The 19,026-nt window shown below is 67.0% G+C and carries 21 protein-coding genes; 16 read left to right on the forward strand and 5 right to left on the reverse strand.

Going from position 1 to position 19,026, the window contains the following annotated elements; translation table 11 throughout:
* Positions 1–262: 262 nt before the first annotated feature.
* The gene (locus AC07OQ_RS01010; RefSeq protein ID WP_495051212.1) at positions 263–1,207 is read right to left on the reverse strand and encodes an AraC family transcriptional regulator; all 945 of its coding nucleotides are present in this window, start codon (positions 1,205–1,207) and stop codon (positions 263–265) included.
* Positions 1,208–1,331: 124 nt separating this feature from the next.
* Between AC07OQ_RS01010 and msrB the strand changes: the two genes are divergently transcribed.
* The 7 genes from msrB to AC07OQ_RS01045 all read left to right on the forward strand — a co-directional run bounded on the left by msrB (position 1,332) and on the right by AC07OQ_RS01045 (position 6,348).
* A complete protein-coding gene (gene msrB / locus AC07OQ_RS01015) occupies positions 1,332–1,826 on the forward strand; it encodes a peptide-methionine (R)-S-oxide reductase MsrB (RefSeq protein WP_495051213.1) in 495 nt (164 codons plus the stop codon).
* The gene (gene msrA / locus AC07OQ_RS01020) at positions 1,823–2,341 is read left to right on the forward strand and encodes a peptide-methionine (S)-S-oxide reductase MsrA (protein ID WP_495051214.1); all 519 of its coding nucleotides are present in this window, start codon (positions 1,823–1,825) and stop codon (positions 2,339–2,341) included. The genes msrB and msrA overlap by 4 nt, the downstream gene beginning before the upstream one ends.
* 450 nt (positions 2,342–2,791) lie before the next feature.
* Positions 2,792–3,337 (forward strand): YkgB family protein, encoded by a 546-nt coding sequence (locus AC07OQ_RS01025; RefSeq protein WP_495051215.1) that lies wholly within the window; start codon positions 2,792–2,794, stop codon positions 3,335–3,337.
* Positions 3,338–3,623: 286 nt separating this feature from the next.
* Positions 3,624–4,022, forward strand: coding sequence for a cupin domain-containing protein (locus AC07OQ_RS01030; protein WP_495051216.1), 399 nt, complete (start codon positions 3,624–3,626; stop codon positions 4,020–4,022).
* Between the two features lie 99 nt (positions 4,023–4,121).
* On the forward strand, positions 4,122–4,583 hold the full coding sequence (locus tag AC07OQ_RS01035; protein ID WP_495051217.1) for a DUF6130 family protein: 462 nt from the start codon (positions 4,122–4,124) through the stop codon (positions 4,581–4,583).
* A 98-nt stretch (positions 4,584–4,681) separates the two neighbouring features.
* The gene (locus tag AC07OQ_RS01040) at positions 4,682–5,338 is read left to right on the forward strand and encodes a VOC family protein (protein ID WP_495051218.1); all 657 of its coding nucleotides are present in this window, start codon (positions 4,682–4,684) and stop codon (positions 5,336–5,338) included.
* A gap of 590 nt (positions 5,339–5,928) precedes the next feature.
* The gene (locus AC07OQ_RS01045; RefSeq protein ID WP_495051219.1) at positions 5,929–6,348 is read left to right on the forward strand and encodes an organic hydroperoxide resistance protein; all 420 of its coding nucleotides are present in this window, start codon (positions 5,929–5,931) and stop codon (positions 6,346–6,348) included.
* A gap of 308 nt (positions 6,349–6,656) precedes the next feature.
* Here AC07OQ_RS01045 and AC07OQ_RS01050 read toward each other — a convergent pair whose 3' ends face one another.
* Together AC07OQ_RS01050 and AC07OQ_RS01055 are read right to left on the reverse strand one after the other, a co-directional pair.
* A complete protein-coding gene (locus tag AC07OQ_RS01050) occupies positions 6,657–7,124 on the reverse strand; it encodes a carboxymuconolactone decarboxylase family protein (protein WP_495051220.1) in 468 nt (155 codons plus the stop codon).
* A 26-nt stretch (positions 7,125–7,150) separates the two neighbouring features.
* On the reverse strand, positions 7,151–7,567 hold the full coding sequence (locus tag AC07OQ_RS01055) for a cupin domain-containing protein (protein ID WP_495051221.1): 417 nt from the start codon (positions 7,565–7,567) through the stop codon (positions 7,151–7,153).
* A 188-nt stretch (positions 7,568–7,755) separates the two neighbouring features.
* Here AC07OQ_RS01055 and AC07OQ_RS01060 point away from each other — a divergent pair, with 188 nt between their 5' ends.
* Positions 7,756–8,313, forward strand: a complete 558-nt coding sequence (locus tag AC07OQ_RS01060) for an RrF2 family transcriptional regulator (protein ID WP_495051222.1) — start codon at positions 7,756–7,758, stop codon at positions 8,311–8,313.
* A gap of 91 nt (positions 8,314–8,404) precedes the next feature.
* Here AC07OQ_RS01060 and AC07OQ_RS01065 read toward each other — a convergent pair whose 3' ends face one another.
* On the reverse strand, positions 8,405–9,616 hold the full coding sequence (locus AC07OQ_RS01065; protein WP_495051223.1) for an NAD(P)/FAD-dependent oxidoreductase: 1,212 nt from the start codon (positions 9,614–9,616) through the stop codon (positions 8,405–8,407).
* Positions 9,617–9,920: 304 nt separating this feature from the next.
* Positions 9,921–10,838: a LysR family transcriptional regulator gene (locus AC07OQ_RS01070; RefSeq protein ID WP_495051224.1), complete on the reverse strand. Its 918-nt coding sequence runs from the start codon at positions 10,836–10,838 to the stop codon at positions 9,921–9,923.
* Positions 10,839–10,961: 123 nt separating this feature from the next.
* Here AC07OQ_RS01070 and gtdA point away from each other — a divergent pair, with 123 nt between their 5' ends.
* The 8 genes from gtdA to AC07OQ_RS01110 all read left to right on the forward strand — a co-directional run bounded on the left by gtdA (position 10,962) and on the right by AC07OQ_RS01110 (position 19,025).
* Positions 10,962–12,008, forward strand: coding sequence for a gentisate 1,2-dioxygenase (gene gtdA, locus AC07OQ_RS01075; RefSeq protein ID WP_495051225.1), 1,047 nt, complete (start codon positions 10,962–10,964; stop codon positions 12,006–12,008).
* A gap of 18 nt (positions 12,009–12,026) precedes the next feature.
* The gene (locus AC07OQ_RS01080; RefSeq protein WP_495051226.1) at positions 12,027–12,731 is read left to right on the forward strand and encodes a fumarylacetoacetate hydrolase family protein; all 705 of its coding nucleotides are present in this window, start codon (positions 12,027–12,029) and stop codon (positions 12,729–12,731) included.
* Between the two features lie 14 nt (positions 12,732–12,745).
* Positions 12,746–13,390 carry a maleylacetoacetate isomerase gene (maiA, locus tag AC07OQ_RS01085; RefSeq protein WP_495051227.1) on the forward strand — a complete coding sequence of 215 codons (645 nt, stop codon included), beginning with the start codon at positions 12,746–12,748 and terminating at the stop codon, positions 13,388–13,390.
* The gene (locus AC07OQ_RS01090; protein ID WP_495051377.1) at positions 13,390–14,658 is read left to right on the forward strand and encodes a 3-hydroxybenzoate 6-monooxygenase; all 1,269 of its coding nucleotides are present in this window, start codon (positions 13,390–13,392) and stop codon (positions 14,656–14,658) included. The genes maiA and AC07OQ_RS01090 overlap by 1 nt, the downstream gene beginning before the upstream one ends.
* On the forward strand, positions 14,655–15,653 hold the full coding sequence (locus AC07OQ_RS01095) for a Bug family tripartite tricarboxylate transporter substrate binding protein (protein ID WP_495051228.1): 999 nt from the start codon (positions 14,655–14,657) through the stop codon (positions 15,651–15,653). The genes AC07OQ_RS01090 and AC07OQ_RS01095 overlap by 4 nt, the downstream gene beginning before the upstream one ends.
* A gap of 143 nt (positions 15,654–15,796) precedes the next feature.
* Positions 15,797–16,570, forward strand: a complete 774-nt coding sequence (locus AC07OQ_RS01100) for a gamma-glutamylcyclotransferase (protein ID WP_495051229.1) — start codon at positions 15,797–15,799, stop codon at positions 16,568–16,570.
* A 191-nt stretch (positions 16,571–16,761) separates the two neighbouring features.
* Positions 16,762–18,798, forward strand: a complete 2,037-nt coding sequence (locus AC07OQ_RS01105) for an FUSC family protein (protein WP_495051230.1) — start codon at positions 16,762–16,764, stop codon at positions 18,796–18,798.
* On the forward strand, positions 18,795–19,025 hold the full coding sequence (locus AC07OQ_RS01110) for a DUF1656 domain-containing protein (RefSeq protein ID WP_495051231.1): 231 nt from the start codon (positions 18,795–18,797) through the stop codon (positions 19,023–19,025). The genes AC07OQ_RS01105 and AC07OQ_RS01110 overlap by 4 nt, the downstream gene beginning before the upstream one ends.
* Position 19,026: the final 1 nt, after the last annotated feature.

Below are 19,026 nucleotides of genomic sequence, written 5' to 3' on the forward strand. Positions count from 1 at the left end.
GGCACGCGACGCGCGGCGGTTCGCGGTCCTGCCCCGATGGCCGGGGGGCTCAAGCGACCGCCCGGCATCTGCCGGACCAGGCCGCCGCCCGGCGCCGGCTCCGGGCCAATCACGACCTCGGCATGCCGGGACGGGCGGCCGTGAGAACTGGATGAAGAATGGGCGGGCATGGTGAGGTTTTCGGATGCCTGGAACTCTAGGCCACCGCACGGCGGCGGACCATGCCGATCCGGCTTGATTTCCTGCGCGATCGTCTCGAGCGTTAGGACATCTCGTCCGCCGAGGCGCTCGCGCGCCAGCGTGACGGCGTGACCCCGACATGGCGCTTGAACACGCGCTGGAACGCGGCCTCGGACCGATAACCGACGGCCTCGCCCACGGCACCCACCGGCAGATCGGTGCCGGCCAGTATCCGGCCCGCCTTGGTCATGCGAATCTCGGTCAAGACGTCCGAGGCGCTTCGGCCGAGCGCCTCGTCGAAATGGCGGGCGAAGGTCGCGCGCGACATATGGCAAAGCGCAGCGAGGTCCGGCAGGCTCCACGGCCGCTCGGGCGTGTCGAACATCGCCGCCACGGCGGGCTGGAGCCTGGGTTTGCCGGCCAACGCCAGCAGGCCTTTCATGGGCTGCTCCTGTTCTGCCGCTGCGCGCATCGCCAGCGCGAAGAGGACGCCGCTCAGATGACTCACGACCGCGGTGCTCCCGGGCCGCCGCTCATCGGCCTCATCACGCATCCATTGCACGAGTCGGTGCAGGCGCTCGACTGCGGCGCCGCCTGCGCCGGACGCAGGGCGGTCCGTGCTGACGATCAGGCGGCCCGGCAGGAACTCCCGCAACAGGCGATCCGGCACCGCACCCAGTCGGAAGTTGCCGCACAGAATGTCGGCCTTCTGGCCCTTGCCCATGTTCTCCGACACCAAGATGCCGTCGGCATCGTATTCACGCACTCGCGCCGCCCTGCGGCCACTGCCGTCGTGCAAGGTATGCGCCACGCCAGACGGAAACATCACGATATCGCCCGCCCGCAGGACCGCCGAAGGTCCCTGCCCGTCCTCGACGGTCGCCTCCCCGGCAAGCAGGACGTGATACGCGACCTCGCGCCTCGACGCTCGATCCTGTTCGATGCGCCATGGCGCTCCGAAGCGGCAGCGCTCATCGAGGCGACCGCTGACGGGCATCAGTGAGAGCAGGCGGCTTAGAAGGTCCATGAGAGTTCGTCATGAGACGAATGAGCAAAAGGACGCGGATCAAGAGCATTCAGTATCTCGCTGCGGCCGCCTAAAGTGAACTCTGCCGAGCGAATCGGCTGCCCCAACCAAACTGGAGTTCCCCATGTCTGTCAATACCTCGAAGGCCGCCGGGCTGGCGGCCGAAATGCCCGTGAAGTTCGGCCGGGACGAAGAGGCGATCCGCAAGTTGTCGCCCGAGCAGTATCGCGTCACGCAGCAAAGCGCCACCGAATACCCGGGAACCGGGGCCTACCTGCACAACGATGAGCCGGGCATCTACGTCGATGTCGTATCGGGCGAACCGCTGTTCGCTTCGTCGAGCAAGTTCGACTCGGGCTCCGGCTGGCCGAGCTTCACCCGGCCGATCGACCCGGCCAATGTCAACGAAGTCCGCGACACGACGCACGGCATGGTGCGCATCGAAGTGCGCTCGACGCATGGCGACAGCCATCTCGGGCATGTGTTTCCCGACGGGCCACGGGACCGCGGCGGATTGCGCTACTGCATCAATTCGGCGGCGCTACGGTTCATTCATCGCGAGGACATGGAGGCCGAGGGTTATGCGGCCTACCTGAACCAGCTGGAGGACGTTCGATGACTACGGAGCGCGCAGTTCTGGCAGGAGGCTGCTTCTGGGGCATGCAGGACCTCATTCGCCGCTACGACGGAGTTCTGTCGACCCGGGTCGGATATACCGGTGGCACCAATGCCCATGCGACCTATCGAAACCACCCCGGACACGCGGAAGCCATCGAGATCATCTTCGATCCCGCCCGCATCGGCTATCGAGAGATGCTTGAGTTCTTCTTCCAGATTCACGATCCGAGTACGCGCAATCGCCAGGGCAACGATATCGGGAGCAGCTATCGCTCGGCGATCTTCTACACCAGCGACGCGCAGAAGCGCATCGCCGGGGACACCATCGCCGACGTGGATGCTTCGGGTCTGTGGCCCGGCAAGGTGATGACCCAGGTGGTACCGGCAAGCGACTTCTGGGAGGCCGAGCCCGAGCACCAGGACTACCTCGAGCGAAGGCCCGGTGGCTACTCCTGCCATTTCATCCGGCCGAACTGGAAGCTGCCGTCTCGCGCCGGCAAGGCAGTCGATTCGTGAAGCTCCTGCGGTGGAGGGCGCGCGCCTCCGGCGCGCGTCGGCTCCACCGCTTTTTCAGCCGCGCGGTCGGCGGCATGCCGGTGGCCGGGTACGCGACAGCCCCCGGCATCGATCGCTTCACGGCGCGGGCGCCTGTGCCGGCCATCTCGTTGGCAACGGCCTTGCAACCATGGCCCATGGCATGTGCGCCGGCGACCTGGACGAGAAGCGCATGAACGCAACTCGACAACGAGACCAGCGTGAATGCCGAGGAGCCCGAGCAGGTGCTCGATGTCCTGCGGCACCACATGCCGAAGAACGAAACGGTCTGACCGGCGGTCGATGAAAGCGCCGGCCAGCCAGCAATTGCATTCCGAAGCTCCGCTGTCGCCATCTGATGGCTGGAGCGGTATATCGCGAAGATCAGTCAATCCAGCCAACAAACCCATCCCACCATCAGAGGACCCAATTATGAAAACCTTGAAATTTGAAAATCGCAGTAGCAGCCACCTGTCAAAACAAGTGACGCTCGGGACCCAGACAATGGCAATTGGGACCTACAGCCTTTATCTTGCCCTCGCCGTCATATATTTTTGGTTCGGCGGCATGAAATTCACGCAATACGAGGCGCAGGGACTGGTGCCCCTGGTAGGCAACAGCCCCTTGTTGGGATGGACCTATGAGATTTTCAGCGTGGACGTCTTTTCCAGATTGCTCGGGATCCTGGAGGTTTCGATCGGCATACTGATTGCGGGCCGCGCGCTGTCAGCCAAGCTATCGTTGGTCGGGGGCGCTCTATCCGCCGGATTATTTTTCACGACCCTGAGCCTTATGTTCTCGACCCCGGGCGTGATCGAGGCCGGCCTCGGTTTCCCAGGCATCAGCGTTGCTCCGGGCCAATTCCTCCTCAAGGATCTGGGATTGCTCGCGGCCTCTGTATTCGTGGCGGGCCATTCTCTGCTTGAACTGGAAGCAGCGAAGGCCAATAGTTCTGGCCATCGCCAATCCAGGTTCTGAAACGGATTCAGGCCTGAGACGATGGCGATGGCGCGGTGAATACTGCGGCGCACGAGTCGGCAGTATCACAGGCGCAAGCTCCGCTGGGCTGCCGGCGCGCCGCCTCGGCATCGAAGTCGGCCCGTTTGTACGTCACTGTGTCTCGCGGGCATGCGACACAGTGGAATGCAAATCGGCGGTCGCCTGACACATCGCCGATACGCGCGCCATATTCAATACAAGCATCGCCGCGTCGTTCGGCGCATCGATCACCAGTTCTTCTTATTGCACCGACGAAGGAAGTCATATGAAAGCGACTCGAATCATCGCGGCAGCGCTGCTGCTCGCCGGAAGCGGTTTGGCATGGCAGGCGGCGCAAGCGCAGCAGCCGGCCATCGGGCGCACCGAGGTCGTGCGGCACGATCTCGGCACGCCGGGACGCGAGGCCGTTCAGGTGCGCGTCGACTTCGCCCCGGGGGCGGCGTTCGGCATGCACACCCACCCGGGCGAGGAGATCGCCTATGTGCTGGAGGGCACGCTGGAATACCAGTTCGAGGGCAAGGCGCCGATCACGCTCAAAGCCGGCGACTCCTTGTTCATCCCGGCCGGAGTGGCTCACGCGGCGAGGAACGTCGGCAGCGGCAAGGCATCCGAGCTCGCCACCTATCTCGTCGACAAGGGGAAGCCGCTCGTGGTGATCAAGTAAGCACGGGGCAGCAACCCTGATTCAGCCACCCGGCTGCCGGCCGCGGAGAAGCAGGCTCGTGGAGCACGCTGCCGGCACGCGCAACGCAATGGAGACACCATGCGATCACCCTTCAAGCAACTTGCCATCGCCGCCGTTGGCGCTCTTTTCTGCCTCGCGGGCGCAGCGCAGACCAGCACCGAGATCGGCCGTCCCGCGCCCATCATTCCGATCGCCGCCGAAGCACCGCCGAAGCTCGTCGTGTACCCGCCGCTGGCCGAGCCCCTGGCGCGCGGCGTCGTCATCGTCCAGTACCGGACCGAGAACGCGCGGATCATCCCGGTCTTCGGCAAGGGCGCCCTTGAGGTGTCGCCGCGTGTGGGGCACCTCCACGTGACCGTCGACGATCGGCCCGGTACCTGGGCCCACACGAACGGAGATCCCATCATCGTGATGGGATTGCTGCCCGGTGTGCACAAGGTGCTGATCGAACTCTCCGATCCGGTTCACAAGATCCTTGCCAGCGAAACCGTCACCGTGACCGTCCCGGCGCAGCCGGGATCTACCGCCCACAAGCACTGATTGCTGCGATCGCGCAGCTGCGACCATGCGGGCCCTTGTTGTGAGGGGCACCGCAGGAACTTCACTCATCCCAAGCACATCTAGCCAAGGAGCTACTCATGAGCACCATCCATAAGTCTGGCCAGGGCGCGGCGAACACGCCCGACCTGCAACCGGTCCACCTGAAACTCGAAGTCGTCACCGTCCCGGTGGCCGACGCCGAGCGCGCCAAGCGCTTCTATGAAAACCTCGGCTGGCGACTCGACGCCGATATTGCGAAGGGCGAAGCGTTCCGCGCCATGCAGTTCACGCCGCCGGGATCTTCATGCTCGGTGCATGTCGGCAAGGGGGTCTCGTCGGCAGCCCCAGGCTCTGCGCAAGGGCTCTTCCTCGCGGTGTCGGATATCGAAGTGGCACGGGCCGATCTGGTCCGGCGAGGTATCGCGGTCAGCGACATCTTCCATCGTGTGCCGGGGGAGGAGCCCGGGACCGGGCCACACCCGACCCGGCGCACCTACTCGTCCTATGCCGCGTTCAGCGATCCGGACGGCAATGGATGGCTGCTGCAGGAGGTCACGTCGCGCCTGCCGGGCCGTGTCGACACCAAGGTCGTGACCTTCACCTCCCAAGCAGAATTGTCCGCCGCACTCCGGCGGGCAGCCGCCGCGCATGGAGAGCATGAGAAGCGCGCAGCTGGCCCGCAAGATGCGAACTGGCCCGACTGGTACGCCGAGCACCTCTTCGCGGAGCAGTCCGGCAGCCAAGATCGGACCTGAGCGGTCGCGAACGCGAAATGCGCCGGCGCTGGCGATCGGTCCCTACCCGGGGGCCGGCCGCTGGGAAGCAATCCGCTGGGTTGAAGGAGCTCACTCCTTGATCTGTTGCGATTGATGCTTGCCGGGCGCCTGCTGCCGGTGCATGGCCGCGTATCGCGCGCCGGCGGGAAACGGCCGCAACTGCTGTGCGAGTTCACCGCGTTGCGGTCGTCCCGCCGGCCGCGATCTCCGCCCGAGCCCGTGGCAAGCATCTCGATGCCGACCTGATACGTCGGCAGGCCGGGTTGCTTGAGGATGTGCCGCGCGCCACACAGGACACCGACTCGATCCGATTCGATGATGCGCGGACTCCGTTCCATTGCCCCGGTACGGACTGCGGGGAAGCCTTTTGTATTTCTCTGTGTCACGCAGCGTGGCCAACACATGGGATTGCAAATTTCGGGTAGGTCGACACACCGTCGATACAGGCATCCGCTGAAATTGCGACATCGCCAACCGACCTGTCCGATCTGCTTGAACCCTTGCCTTGATGCAACAGATTCGGCCCCCTGGCGACGGCATCGAGGCAGTCAACCTACCTGCAAACTTTCATGGCCACGAAACTCGACAAAGTCCTTTACACCGCAAGCACCCACACATCCGGTGGCCGCGACGGCGCCGGGAAATCCAGTGACGGCGCACTCGACGTCAAGCTCAGCCCGCCCGGCTCCGGCAAGTCCGGCACCAACCCCGAGCAGTTGTTTGCGGTCGGTTGGTCGGCCTGCTTCATCGGTGCGATCGGGTTTGCGGCCGGCAAGCTGAAAGTTGCGCTTCCGGCGGACCTCGCCGTCGACGCCGAAGTGGACCTGGGCACGGCCGACAATGGCTACGCCCTCCAAGCCCGACTCAACGTCAGCCTGCCGGGCCTGGATCGGGAAGTCGCCCAAACCCTGGTGGACACCGCGCACCAGACCTGCCCGTATTCGAAAGCCACCCGCGGCAATATCGACGTCGTTATCCGCGTGATCTGAGAGGGTCTGATACGGCAACCGCCGGCGCCATCGGCGCCGGCGGCCAGGAGATCGCGGCCCGCGATCGGGACCTGCAGCCCATCAAGCGGTGGGCCTCCGGGTGATGTCATTGGTGCCGGAGCACTCGCGATGGACCGCTGGTCGGCGAATCGCTGCCTCATGAGTTCTCCTCGTTGACGAATTCACGGGAGAACTCAGCATCACTCACCATCCAACCGGCGACAGGCAACGTCTCGGGGCAATCGTGCGGCAAGAGGGGCGCGATGCAGGCTCAGGCATCGCGCCGTTTCACCGCGCCGCGGGCTGGGTTAAGCCCGAGCCTGCTGCGGGAGTGCCGCCTGAGGCGTATTTCTGAAGCTGATCGCCATGCGGTTGTAGGTGTTCATCAGGCCGATCGCAATCGTGAGATCCACGAGTTCCCGTTCGTCGAACACAGCACTGGCGGCTTCGTACGCCTCATCGGGCACTCCCGTCTCCGCAACGCGCGTCACCGTTTCGGCCCAGGCGAGGGCGGCACGCTCACGGTCGTCAAAGAGATCCCCGCCTTCGGCCCATGCCTGGAGCAGGGCCAGCTTCTCCACTTTCTGCCCCTTCTTCAGCAACTCGCGCGTGTGCATGTCGAGACAGTAGGCACAGTTGTTGATCTGTGAGATGCGCAGATAGACCAGCTCGATCAGGACAGGGGAAAGGCTGCTCTGCGTGACATAGCCATAGACGCCGCCAAGGGCCTTGACCCCTGCCGGTGCGATTTGCGCGTAATCAAGACGCTTGCTCATTCGATTGACTCCTGGTGTGTCGGGTTTTACTGGTCGGGCGTGGTCAGCGCGCGATCCTTCGTGTCGATGACGAACACGGCGAGCAGCTTTGCGGGCACCGTTGCGCTTGCATTGCGGCTGACAGGATGGCGCGAGCCCGGTGGCTCGTAGAAGCTCTCGCCGGCGCGAACGATCTTCTTGGGCTCATCATTGACCTGGGACTCGATGGCGCCCGAGACGACGTAGCCGAAGATGAAAGCCGACTTTGCATGCGTGTGCGGCTGCGATTCGCCACCTGGCGGATAGTCGACAACCACGGCGATCAGCGACTTGCCCGGAATATTGGATATCGCCTGCTCGAAGTGTGGCGTGACCACCTCGCTGTGGCCATGTGCGGCGGCTGGCATTGCGGTGGCGAGGGTGATGGCGGCGCAGACAGCGCCGACAGCGGTTCGAAGGTTCATGGAGGGGCTCCTTTGGTTGCTCCACGGGAGTGATTGAAGGTCCGATCTGAGTATAGGCAAATACTACGACTATACAAGTCTTAGTTAAAGATCACGCAGTCCTGGCCATGCCATTGGAGCCACCGCCTTGCGGTCCACGCCGGCCTTGTGTATGCTTTAAACTACGATTACCCTTATCCAAGTTAATCATGTCATTCATCAGCACCGGGGTGGAGTACGGCCTGCACTGCCTGCTGTACCTGGCCGGCTCGCGCGCGGCCGTCGAAGAAGCCAGCGTCCGCGACCTGTCCGAACTGCAGGGCATCCCTACCGAGTACCTGGCCAAGCTGTTCACCAAGCTGGCCAAGGCGGATCTGGTGGTCGCAACCGAGGGCATCCGCGGCGGTTTCCGGCTGGCCCGCCCTGCCGAGCGGATCACCGTGCACGATGTGGTGGTCGCCATCGATGGTGACAAGCCGCTGTTCGACTGCCGCGAGATCCGTGGCCGCTGCGCCGTGTTCGGAGATGCCCCGCCGGCGTGGTCCACGCGTGGCGTGTGCTCAATCCATGCGGTCATGCAGCTGGCCGAAAAGGCCCTGCGCACCGAACTCAAGCAGCACACGCTGGCCGACCTGGAGCAGCGCACCATCGACAAGGCACCGGCCAGCTATGGCGTGCATGTGGTTCAATGGCTGACCGACCGCGCCGCCAACCGACGCGGCGACAAGGAGGAAGTCGCGCCTGCCAAGACGCGCAAGCGCGCCTGACACCGGCGCCGGTCCGACGTCCCTCTCAGCACCGCCACGGCAAGCAAAAGGGCGATCCAGCGGATCGCCCTTTTTGCTGTCCTTGGCCCGCTCAGGCCACCACGATCCGGCGCGGATCGGCCGAAGCCAGGGCCTCGGCACGGTCAGCGCTCGGCGGATAAATCCATTCGGTGTTGATCCGCGTCTTCAGCGCCTTGGCCTCGGCTCCCTCCAGCGTCACCTGGCGATCCCAGCCTTCGGTGTAGACCGCGCCCCACGGCCCCAGGTCCAGGCAGGTCACGTACTTCGGTTGGCTGTAGGGGATCGCGGCCTCGCCCAAGAGGTCGGCCGCCACGTTGTGGCCCGCCGAGCGGCCCATGTTCTGCGCGTGCTGGCAGGACATCATCGCGTAATTGCCTTCATCGTCGGTGGCCGCGTAGGCGACGTCGCCGGTGGCGTAGACCGTCTCCTGTCCCTTGACCTTCAGGTTGCGGTCGACATGAAGGCGGCCGAAGTCGTCGCGCTCCGCCGGGATCTGCGCCGTCAGCGCGCTGGCTCGGGCGCCGGCGGTCCAAATGACGGTGCTGGCGTCGATGCGATCGCCGTTCTCAAGCGTGACGCCGTTCGCGTCCACCGCCGCCACCCCCGAGCCCAGCCTCCACGTCACACCGAGTTCGGTCAGCGCCTGCGTGATGACAGGTCGCGGGCCGGCACCCAGGTCGGGCCCGATCTCGCTGTTGCGCTCGACCACGATCACGTTCACGTCTGTCGCCTCGCCGAGCACGCCTCGCAGACGGGCCGGCAGTTCCGCTGCCGTCTCGATGCCGGTGAAGCCGCCACCGGCCACCACCACCGTGTTGCGTGCGGCGCTTTCGGGACGACCGGCCAGGCCGGCCATATGCGCCTCGAGCTCGGCCGCATCGGCGACCTGGTCCACATTGAACGCATGCTGGTCCAGCCCCGGAATCTGCGGACGGAACAGGCGGCTGCCGGTGGCGAGAACCAGGCGGTCATAGCCCAGCGTACGGCGCGACGTATCGGCACCGGTGCCCAGCACTTCGACCTCCTGGCTTGCCACGTCGATGCGCTCCACCACGCCCTGGATGAACTTCACGCCCACGGCCTTGAAGATGTCCTGCAGCGGCGCCTTCATGCTTGCCGGGTTCTGCTCGTACAGACGGGGGCGAACGTGCAGCTCGGGCTCCGGCGCCACCAGGGCGATCTCCACATCGGTGCGCCCCACTTCATCCAGCAAACGGGCCGAAGCCAGCGCGCTCCACATGCCGGCAAAGCCGGCGCCAATGACAAGAATGCGTTTGGTCATGCTGAGTACTCCTGAATCAATCCTCGTTTCATAACGGGCCGGACGCAAGCTTTGCGCAGCGGCATTTGCCGGCATGCAGGATGGCCTTGCATGCCTTTACTACGAGTCTATGTGTCGGCGTTAAAGTGCGCAAGACGCTTGTCAATGTCCCTGCAATGCCATCGGCTTCATCAAGACCACGATCGGGACGGCAACGAAAACGCTTGATGCCCGGCGACACCTGCGCGCTGCCGCCGCAGCGCTGTATGCGCGGCGGTGGCATCTTGTGAATCTACGAAAGGGCGTCGGGATTCGAGCGCGGGGATCAGGGCGGCCCGGCGCGGCGCACCGAGAGGGTCATCAGCTCGGCGATCGTGCGGCGCAGCCAGGCGTTGCCGGGATCGTCGTGGTAGCGCGCATGCCAGTGCTGCTTGACCTCGTAGCTGGGCAGCACATGCGGCGATACCAGCAGCCGGATCTGCTCGCGTGCGCACATCACGCCGGCGAAGTGGCTGGGCACGGTGGCCAGCAGCTCGGTGTCGGCGACGATGCGGGCCACGCCCAGGAAGCTGGACACCCGCAGGGCGATACGCCTTTGCACGCCGGCCTCGGCCAGCACCTTCTCGACGATGGCGTGCCCCGTGCCGGAGGTGCTCACCGTCACGTGGCGCTCGCGCGCATAAGCCGCCTTGCCCAGGCTCCTGCCGATGCGGGGGTGCGAGGCGCTGGCGATGCAGACGAAGTTCTGCTCGAACAGCACCTGCTGGTAAAAGCCTGCCTCGAGCTGCGGCATGAAGCCCACGGCCAGGTCCACCTCGCCGTCCTCCAGGCGGCGCAGGCTGTCTGCCGAGATCTTCTCGGCCTCGATGTCGATGCCCGGGGCGTGCTGCTGCAGGTGGTTGATGAGTACGGGCAGCAGCACGATCTCGCTGATGTCGGTCATGCAGACCCGGAAGCGCCGCTGAGCCTGCGCGGGCACGAACTGGCCGCGCCCGGCGCGGGCCTGGTCCAGGCTCGCCCTCACATCACGCAGCAGCGGGTACAGCTCCTGCGCGCGCGGGGTGGGCATCATGCCGCGCGCGGTGCGGCAGAACAGCTGGTCGCCGAAGTAGGCGCGCAGCCGGTTGAGCGCCGTGCTCGCGGCCCCTTGCGTCATGTCCAGACGCTCCGCGGTGCGCGACACGCTGGAGGTCTTGTAGACCTCGTCGAAGACCGCCACCCATTCGAGATCGAGCGAAGCCATCGATACCTTCCTCCTCATGAGACTATCTGAAATCAGGATACTTTGTATCTTGTAAATCTGTTGAGGAAATAGTCTGCGACACCAAGAATCCGGTCACTTCTTCCGACGACGAGGATTCCGAACATGCAGTCCGGCAACGACGAGCGGCGCGCCTACTACGAGCGCATCGGCCAGCTCAACCTCTTCCCGCTGTGGGAGCAACTCCACAACCTGGTGCCGCGCGAACCCGCCTCGCCCTGCCGGCCCGCCCTCTGGCGCTACTCAGACGTCAGGCCCTTCCTGATGGAGGCCGCCGGGCTCATCACCGCGCAGGAGGCGGTGCGGCGCGTGCTGGTGCTGGAGAACCCAGGCCTGCGGGGCAGCGCGTCGATCACCCAGTCGCTGTACGCCGGGCTCCAGCTCATCATGCCGGGCGAGATCGCGCCGGCCCACCGCCATGTGCAGTCGGCCCTGCGCTTCATCGTCGACGGGCGCGGCGCCTACACGGCCGTGGATGGCGAACGCACCACCATGCAGCCGGGCGACTTCATCATCACGCCGTCCTGGACCTGGCATGACCACGGCAACGAGGGGATCGACGGCGCGGCAGAGCCCGTGGTCTGGCTCGACGGGCTGGACGTTCCACTGGTTCGCTTCCTCGACGCCGGCTTCGCCGAGGACGGCCCGGAGCTGACCCACCGGGTGACGCGCGAGGAAGGCACGAGCCTCGCACGCTACGGCCACAACATGGTGCCGGTCCGCCACACGCACCGATCCCCCAGCTCGCCGATCTTCAGCTACCCCTATGCACGCACCCGCGAGGCCCTGGAACGGCTGAGCCGGCGTGAGCCGGCCGATGCCTGGTCGGGATGGCAGCTGCGCTACATCAATCCGCTGACCGGGGGCGCCCCCATGCCCACGATCCAAACCTTCATGCAGCAGCTGCCGGAAGGCTTCCGCGGCCGCGGCTACCGCAGCACCGCCGGCACGATCTACAGCGTGGTGGAGGGCCGCGGCATCGCCGAGATCGCCGGCCAGCCCTTTGCTTTTTCCGCCAAGGACACCTTTGTGGTTCCGCCCTGGGCTGTGCTGCGGCTGCAGGCGCAAGACGAGTCGGTGCTGTTCAGCTACAACGACCGGCCCGTGCAGGACGCCTTGTCGCTGCATCGCGAACAGTGGCTGGAATCCTGAGTACGGAGCAAACATTCCATGTCCTTCCTCTTCGAACCGGGCCCCACGGTCGGCCTGCCCATTGCCGGCAGCGAGCAGCTCTTTCCCGTGCGCCGCGTCTATTGCGTGGGCCGCAACTACGCCGCGCATATCCGCGAGATGGGCTTCGACCCGGACCGCGAGCTGCCTTTCTTCTTCTGCAAGCCCGGTGACGATGCGAGTGTCGTGCCGGTGCCGCCGGGGGGCAGCGCCGAGCTGCCCTATCCGCCGCAGACCAGCAACTACCATTACGAGGCCGAACTGGTGGTCGCGATCGGCAAGGGCGGGCGCAATATCGCCCCCTCGGCCGCGGCCGACCATGTCTTCGGCTACGCGGCCGGACTGGACATGACCCGGCGCGACCTGCAGGTCGCAGCACGCGAGCGCGGCCGCCCCTGGGAGGTCGGCAAGGCCTTCGACCATTCGGCCCCGATCGGGCCGCTGTGTCCGCGCGGGCAGGCCGGCGCGATCGAACGGGCCGGCCTCGTGCTCGAGGTCGACGGCCAGGTCCGCCAGCAGAGCTCGATCGCGCACATGATCTGGTCGATCGAGGAAATCATTGCGCGGCTCTCCACGCTGTTCGAGCTTCAGCCCGGAGATCTGATCTTCACCGGCACGCCCGACGGTATAGGCGCAGTGCTGCCGGGCCAGGCACTGGAAGTACGCATCGACGGCGTCACGCCCCTGTCGGTGCGGATCGTCTGAACGGGGAGAAACGAATGCGACTCTACAGCTACTACCGAAGCTCGGCCTCCTTTCGCGTGCGCATCGCCATGGAGCTCAAGGGCCTCAAGTACGAGACGATTCCTGTCCATCTACGGCGCGACGGCGGGGCCCAGCATGAGCCGGACTACGTGGCGATCAATCCCGAGAAACTGGTCCCCGTGCTGCACGATGCCGGCGCGCTGATGACCCAGTCGCTGGCCATCCTCGAGTATCTCGAGGAATGCTACCCGGGCCAGGCCCTGCTGCCGGACATGCCCACCGATCGCGCCTGGGTGCGCGCGCTGGCGGCCTACATCGCCTGCGAGATCCATCCCGTCAACAACCTGCGCGTGCTCCAGCACCTGGAGGGCGCGCTGGGCATCTCGCAGGAGCAGAAGCAGGCCTGGGTCGCGCATTGGATCGAGGCCGGCTTCGCCGCGATCGAGCAGCGTCTGGCGCGCGACGGCCGCAGCGGCCTGTGCTGCTACGGCGACGAACCGACCCTGGCGGACTGCTGCCTGGTGCCGCAGGTCTTCAACGCCCGGCGCTTCGGGGTCGTGGTGGAGGACTTTCCGAACATCGCGCGCATCGATGTCCACATGAATCGGCTCGATGCCGTCAAGCGCGCGGCGCCGGGCGCGCAGGTGGACGCGGAATGATGAAGACCATGCCACTCCCCGATCGGCACGCGCCGGTCATCGTCGTGGGCGGCGGCATCGGCGGCATGGCGTGCGCGCTGGCGCTCGCGCGGGTGGGCATCGCCGTCGAACTGCTCGAGCAAAGCGCCGAGATCGGCGAGATCGGCGCCGGCCTGCAGCTGGGCCCCAATGCCTTCGCCGCGCTGGAGGCACTCGGCGTGGGCGACGAGGCGCGCCGCGGCGCCGTCTTCGTCGAGCGCATGGTGATGATGGATGCGGTCGATGCCGGCGTGATCGCCAGCATTCCCGTGGGGACGGACTTTCGGGCGCGCTTCGGCAACCCCTACGCGGTGAGCCATCGCGCCGACCTGCATGCGGCGCTGTACCGCGCCGCTGCCGGCCATCCTCTGGTGCGCATTCATGTCGCTACGCGCATCGTCTCGGTCGACCGCATCGAGGACGGTGCCGCCGTCACCACGGCCGACGGCCGCCGCTTCACCGGCGCCGCGCTGGTGGGCTGCGACGGCGTCAAATCGGTGGTGCGCGACCGCATCGTGGGCGACGCGCCACGCGTCTCCGGCCACGTGGTCTACCGCGCCGTGGTGCCGGTCGCCTCCATGCCCAAGGACATGCAGTGGAACGCCCCGGTGGTGTGGGCGGGCCCGGACTGCCACCTGGTGCACTATCCGCTGCGCGGCGGCCAGCAGTACAACCTCGTCGTCACCTTCCACAGCCGCGCCCGGGAGCAGTGGGGTGTGACCGAGGGCAGCAAGGAGGAGGTGCTGTCCTACTTCGAGCACATCGACGCCGGGCCGCATCGCCTGCTCGACCTGCCGCAGAGCTGGCGCCGCTGGGCCACCGCCGACCGCGACCCGGTCGAGCGCTGGAGCGAGGGCTGCGCCACGCTGCTGGGCGATGCGGCGCATCCGATGATGCAGTACCTGGCCCAGGGTGCCTGCATGGCGCTCGAGGATGCCGTCGCGCTCGGCGCCGCGGCCGCAGCCGACCGTGCGAGTTCGGGCCAGGTCGATTGGCCCGCCGCGTTCCGGCGCTACGAGATGGCGCGCGTCGCGCGCACCGCACGCGTGGTTCTGTCGGTGCGCGAGTTCGGGCGACTGTGCCATGCCAAGGGCGTCGAGCGCCTGGTGCGCAACAGCCTGTGGGCCGGCCGCAGCCCGGAGCGCTTCTACGACGCGCTGGAATGGATGTATGCCTGGAGGCCGGAGACCTGCCTCGATGCAGCCAGCCCCCTTTCACAACCCGAGAGACCGGTGGAGACAACAACATGAGAACCAAGCAGCTGTGGACGCACCTGGTGGCCCGCGCGATTCCGTACTTCGTCGGCATGGCGGCAGCCTGCGGCGCATCCGCGCAAGGGGTCGACTACCCCGCACGGCCGGTCACCATCATCACGCCCTTCGCGCCCGGCAGCGGCCCCGATGCGGTGCTGCGCCTGGTGGGCGAGAAGCTCTCCAAGCGCTGGAACCAGCGCGTGCTGGTCGAGAACCGCCCGGGCGGCGCCGGCTTCATCGCGATCGATGCCGCCAGGCGCGCCGCCCCCGACGGCTACACCTTGCTGCAGCTCGACAGCGAGCACATGGCCGCGCTGCCGCACCTGTACCGGTCGAAGAACTTCGTGCCGCTTCAACACTTCGACCCGATTGCGCCCTTCTTTCGCACGCCCTTCTTCGTGGCCGTGCCCAGCGATTCCAAGTGGCAGAGCATGGCCGACCTCATCACCACCGCCAAGGCGCGTCCCGGGGCGCTGAGCTACGGGTCCTGGGGCGTCGGGAGCCCTGCGCACCTGGGCGCGCAGCAGCTGGAGATGCTCACCGGCGCGCAGATGCAGCATGTCCCATTCCGCGAGGTGTCGCAGCTCTACACCAGCGTGGGCTCCGGCGACGTCGGCTGGGCGTTCGCAACCCTGCCGTCCAGCCAGGGCGTCTACAAGAGCGGCAAGCTGCGCTATGTGGCGGTGGCCGCACCCAAGCGTGTACCGCAGATGCCCGACGTGCCCACCGTCGCCGAGGCCGGCGGCCCCGCGCGCCTGGACGTCAACGGCTTCGTGGTGCTGGTCGGGCCCAAGGGCCTACCCTCGCCTGCCGCGCAGAAGCTCAAGGAGGACATCGCCCAGGCGATCGCGGAGGCGGACATCAGGGCGCGCTTCGACACCTTCGCCTTCGAGGCGCTGGACTGGTCCCCCCAGGAGATCCGTCGCCAGGTGGAATTGCGATCCGCGCTCTACGAGACCCTGGTCGCGCGCGGCAACATCAGCCTGGACTGAGCCCATCTGCGCGACCGGACCGGTCGCGGCCGCGCTCCCCTGCCCTGGGCGGCCCGACCACGGGCCTGGCGTCGCCAATCATTTGCAGATCCGACAACAGCCTGTTCCAGGACGCCCACTGTGCGCCGGTCCGGTCTGGAACTATGGTGCGGCTCACGCGCTACACCACGATCGAGCAGCAGCAGCACCCAAGGGCGCACGAAATGGTTGACGAGCCCCAATGTAGACAGGCAGAGCCTGCCGGCCGGCCGGCTCACGCCCTGCCGGACCTGCGCCGGCAGCAGCGACAGATCTTCGCCGCATTGCGCGCGGAGGCTCCGCCCTCGGTCGCGTTCCGCAGCGACGCCGAGCTCGCGGACTCCCTGGCTGCGGCGCTGGCCGGTCATCCGGCTCGGCGGAGCCTCTTCGTCTTCGCATACGGCTCGCTGATGTGGAATCCGGCCCTTGCGCATGCGCGCGAGATGCGGGCCGCGGTCTTCGGCTGGCACAGGAGCTACTGCCTGCGGATGCTGTTCGGGCGCGGCTCGGTCGAACGTCCGGGCCTGATGCTGGCGCTGGAGCCGGGAGGCTCATGCCGCGGTGTGCTGCTGGAGATACCCGCCGCGGCCATACGGACCGAGCTTCCGCGCCTCTGGCAGCGGGAGATGTCGACCCATGCATACCGGGCACGCTGGGTCGACGCCCATGTCGGTTCGAAGCGGGTTCGCGCACTGACCTTCGTCATCAACCCGGCGAACGAGCGCTATGTCGCCCGGCTCCCGGCCGCCGAGGCCGCCCGGATGATTCGCAACGGAGTCGGCTCCCTGGGCAGTTGCCGTGCCTATTTCAATGCCATGCTGGACAAGTTGTGCAGCCTGGGAATACGCGACGCGAACATGGAGCGCCTGCGCGCCGCCGTCGAGGCCGCCGAGGGGTAGCGTCGGAAGCGGTCGCGGCCGCCAGCCAGCCGGCCAACTGCCGGTCACCGGTCTTGGTGCCGCCGACCTCCCAGGGCGGTTCTTGCGGGCGCATTGTTGGCGAATCTGGAACAACCCGTTGGACCCGGCCATCTTGGACGGACCGGGGCCTCTGCCTAGAGTGAGGTTCATGGGCTAAGGGCAGAAGGGCCATGAACGTATTCAATACCCGAGGACTGATATTCGCCGCGAACACGACCTTGGCAGCGCTCGCCGCCCTGCTGATCGCCTGTTCGTTCGGCATGCCCAACCCCGGCTGGTCCGCGCTCACCGTCTTCATCGTCAGCCAGCCGATGGGCGCCGTCTCCGGCGCGGTGACCGCACGCTCGTTCTATCGGGTGCTCGGGACCTTCGTCGGCGGCGCGGCCGCGCTGGTGATCATTCCGAGCTTCGCCAGCTCGCCCGAGCTGCTGCTCGCGGCGGTCTCGATCTGGGCCGCCGTCTGCGTCTATCTGTCGCTGCTGAACCGCACGCCCCGAGGCTATGCCTTCATGCTGGCCGGCTACACCGTGGCGCTGGTGGCGCTGCCGCTCGCCTCGGACCCGGGCAATCTGTTCGATACCCTGGTGCTGCGCCTGGAGCAGGTGGCGCTCGGTGCGCTCAGTGCCGCCGTATTCCACAGCCTGCTGCTGCCGCGCAGCATCAAGACCATGACCGACGCCAAGGTCCTGGCGTCGCTGCAGGATGCGCGCGCCTGGATAGTGAACGCCCTCGCGACGGACCCGGTGCCGGCGGACGAGCAGCGCGCGCGACGCCGCCTCGCCCAGGATCTCACCGAGCTGCATCTGCTCGCCGCCCACCTGAAGTTCGATCTCGCCAAACCGTCCGTCGAGATGCGCAAGGTCTGGGCCATCGAGGAGCGCCTGGCCGCCCTGCTGCCCCTGGTCACGGCCGTCGAGGACCGCCTGGGGGAGCTGCGGCGCACGCAGGATCCGCCGCAGGAGCTCCTGGCCCGGCTCGAAGGCGTCCGCGCCTGGTTCGCGCGGGCCGGCGCCCCCGACCCCGCCGAGATGCAGCGCGCGATGGCCGAGGCGCGCGAGCTCGCCGGCCGGGCGGCGTGGCACGATGTGTGGCAGGAGGCCGTGGCGATGAGCCTGCTGGAGCGGCTCGAGGAGCTGATGCAGATGTGGCAGGACGCGGCGCTGCTGACGCTCTCACTGCGGGACGGCGAGCGCCCCCTCACGGCGCGGCTGCGCGAGCTCGTGGCCCGGCAGCTGCCGCGCAAGCTGCATCTGGACCATGGCATGGCCGCGTTCTCGGGGCTGGCGGTCGGCGTGTCCGCGGCCCTGGCCGGCCTGATGGTGCTCCTGCTGGGATGGCAGCAGGGTGCCATCGCCGTCGGGATCGCCGCGACCGGAGCCTCGGTCTTTGCCTTCCTCGACGACCCGCGGCCGCCGCAGCGGCTGTTTGTCGTGTGGACACTGATCGCCATTCCGGTGGCGGCCGGCTATGTCTTCGCGGTACTGCCGCTCGTCGATGATTTCGCCGGCCTCACCATCGCCTTCGCGCCGCTGTACTTCGTCACCGCGCTCTACCTGGTCTCGCCGGCCCATTGGCTGAAGGCGCTGGGCTTCGCGCTGGTCTCGCAGACGCTCATCGCCCTGCAGCCCGCGAACCGGGCAGACTTTTCGAGCTTCGTCGCGATCGCGATCGGCGGCGCCGCGGGCAGCATGATCGCGCTGACGACGACCACGCTGTTCCGGGTGGTCGGGGCCGAGGCCAGCTCCTGGCGCATTGCCCGGGCGGCCTGGCGCCATCTGGCGGCGCTGGCCGAGGGTCGGGGGCAGACGCGCGCGGACTGGGTCAGCCGGATGCTCGACCGTCTGGCGCTGCTCGCGCCCAGATTGCCCCGCGCCGCCGCGGATGCGCGGCTGGCGGGGGTGAACGCGCTGGACGACTTGCGCGTGGGCGTCAATGTTCTCGAGCTGCGTGCGCTGCAGCTCGAGGGCGCGAAGCCCGCCGTCGGCCAGGTTCTGGCCGCGGTGGCGGCGCATTTCAGGGCGCGCCTCGCGCAGGGGGCGCATGCGCCGGAGCCCGGCGTCCTTGAGGCCGTCGACCGGGCCATCGGCGCGGTCGCGGGGGAGCCCCCGGGCCGGCAGCGCCACCAGGGCCTGGCCCTGCTGGCCGGTCTGCGCAGAAGCCTCTTCCCCTCGGCACCGCCCCATGGCGGCAAGGAGCACGCGGCATGACCTCCGATCTCAATGCCTTCGGCCTGCTGATCAATGTCGGCCTGGTCGGCGTGGTGCTGTCCATCCTGCTGCTGCTGCCGCTGCGCAAGGCGCTGGCCAGGCTGGATGTCTACCGCTTCGTCTGGCATCCCGCCCTGGTGGACCTCGCGCTCTTCGTGCTCGTCTGGGCCGGCCTCACCTGGGGATCCGCCGTCTTCGCCAGCCATTTGACTTCCATCCTGGGATAAG

This window comes from Roseateles sp. GW821-FHT09B06 (assembly GCF_059418245.1).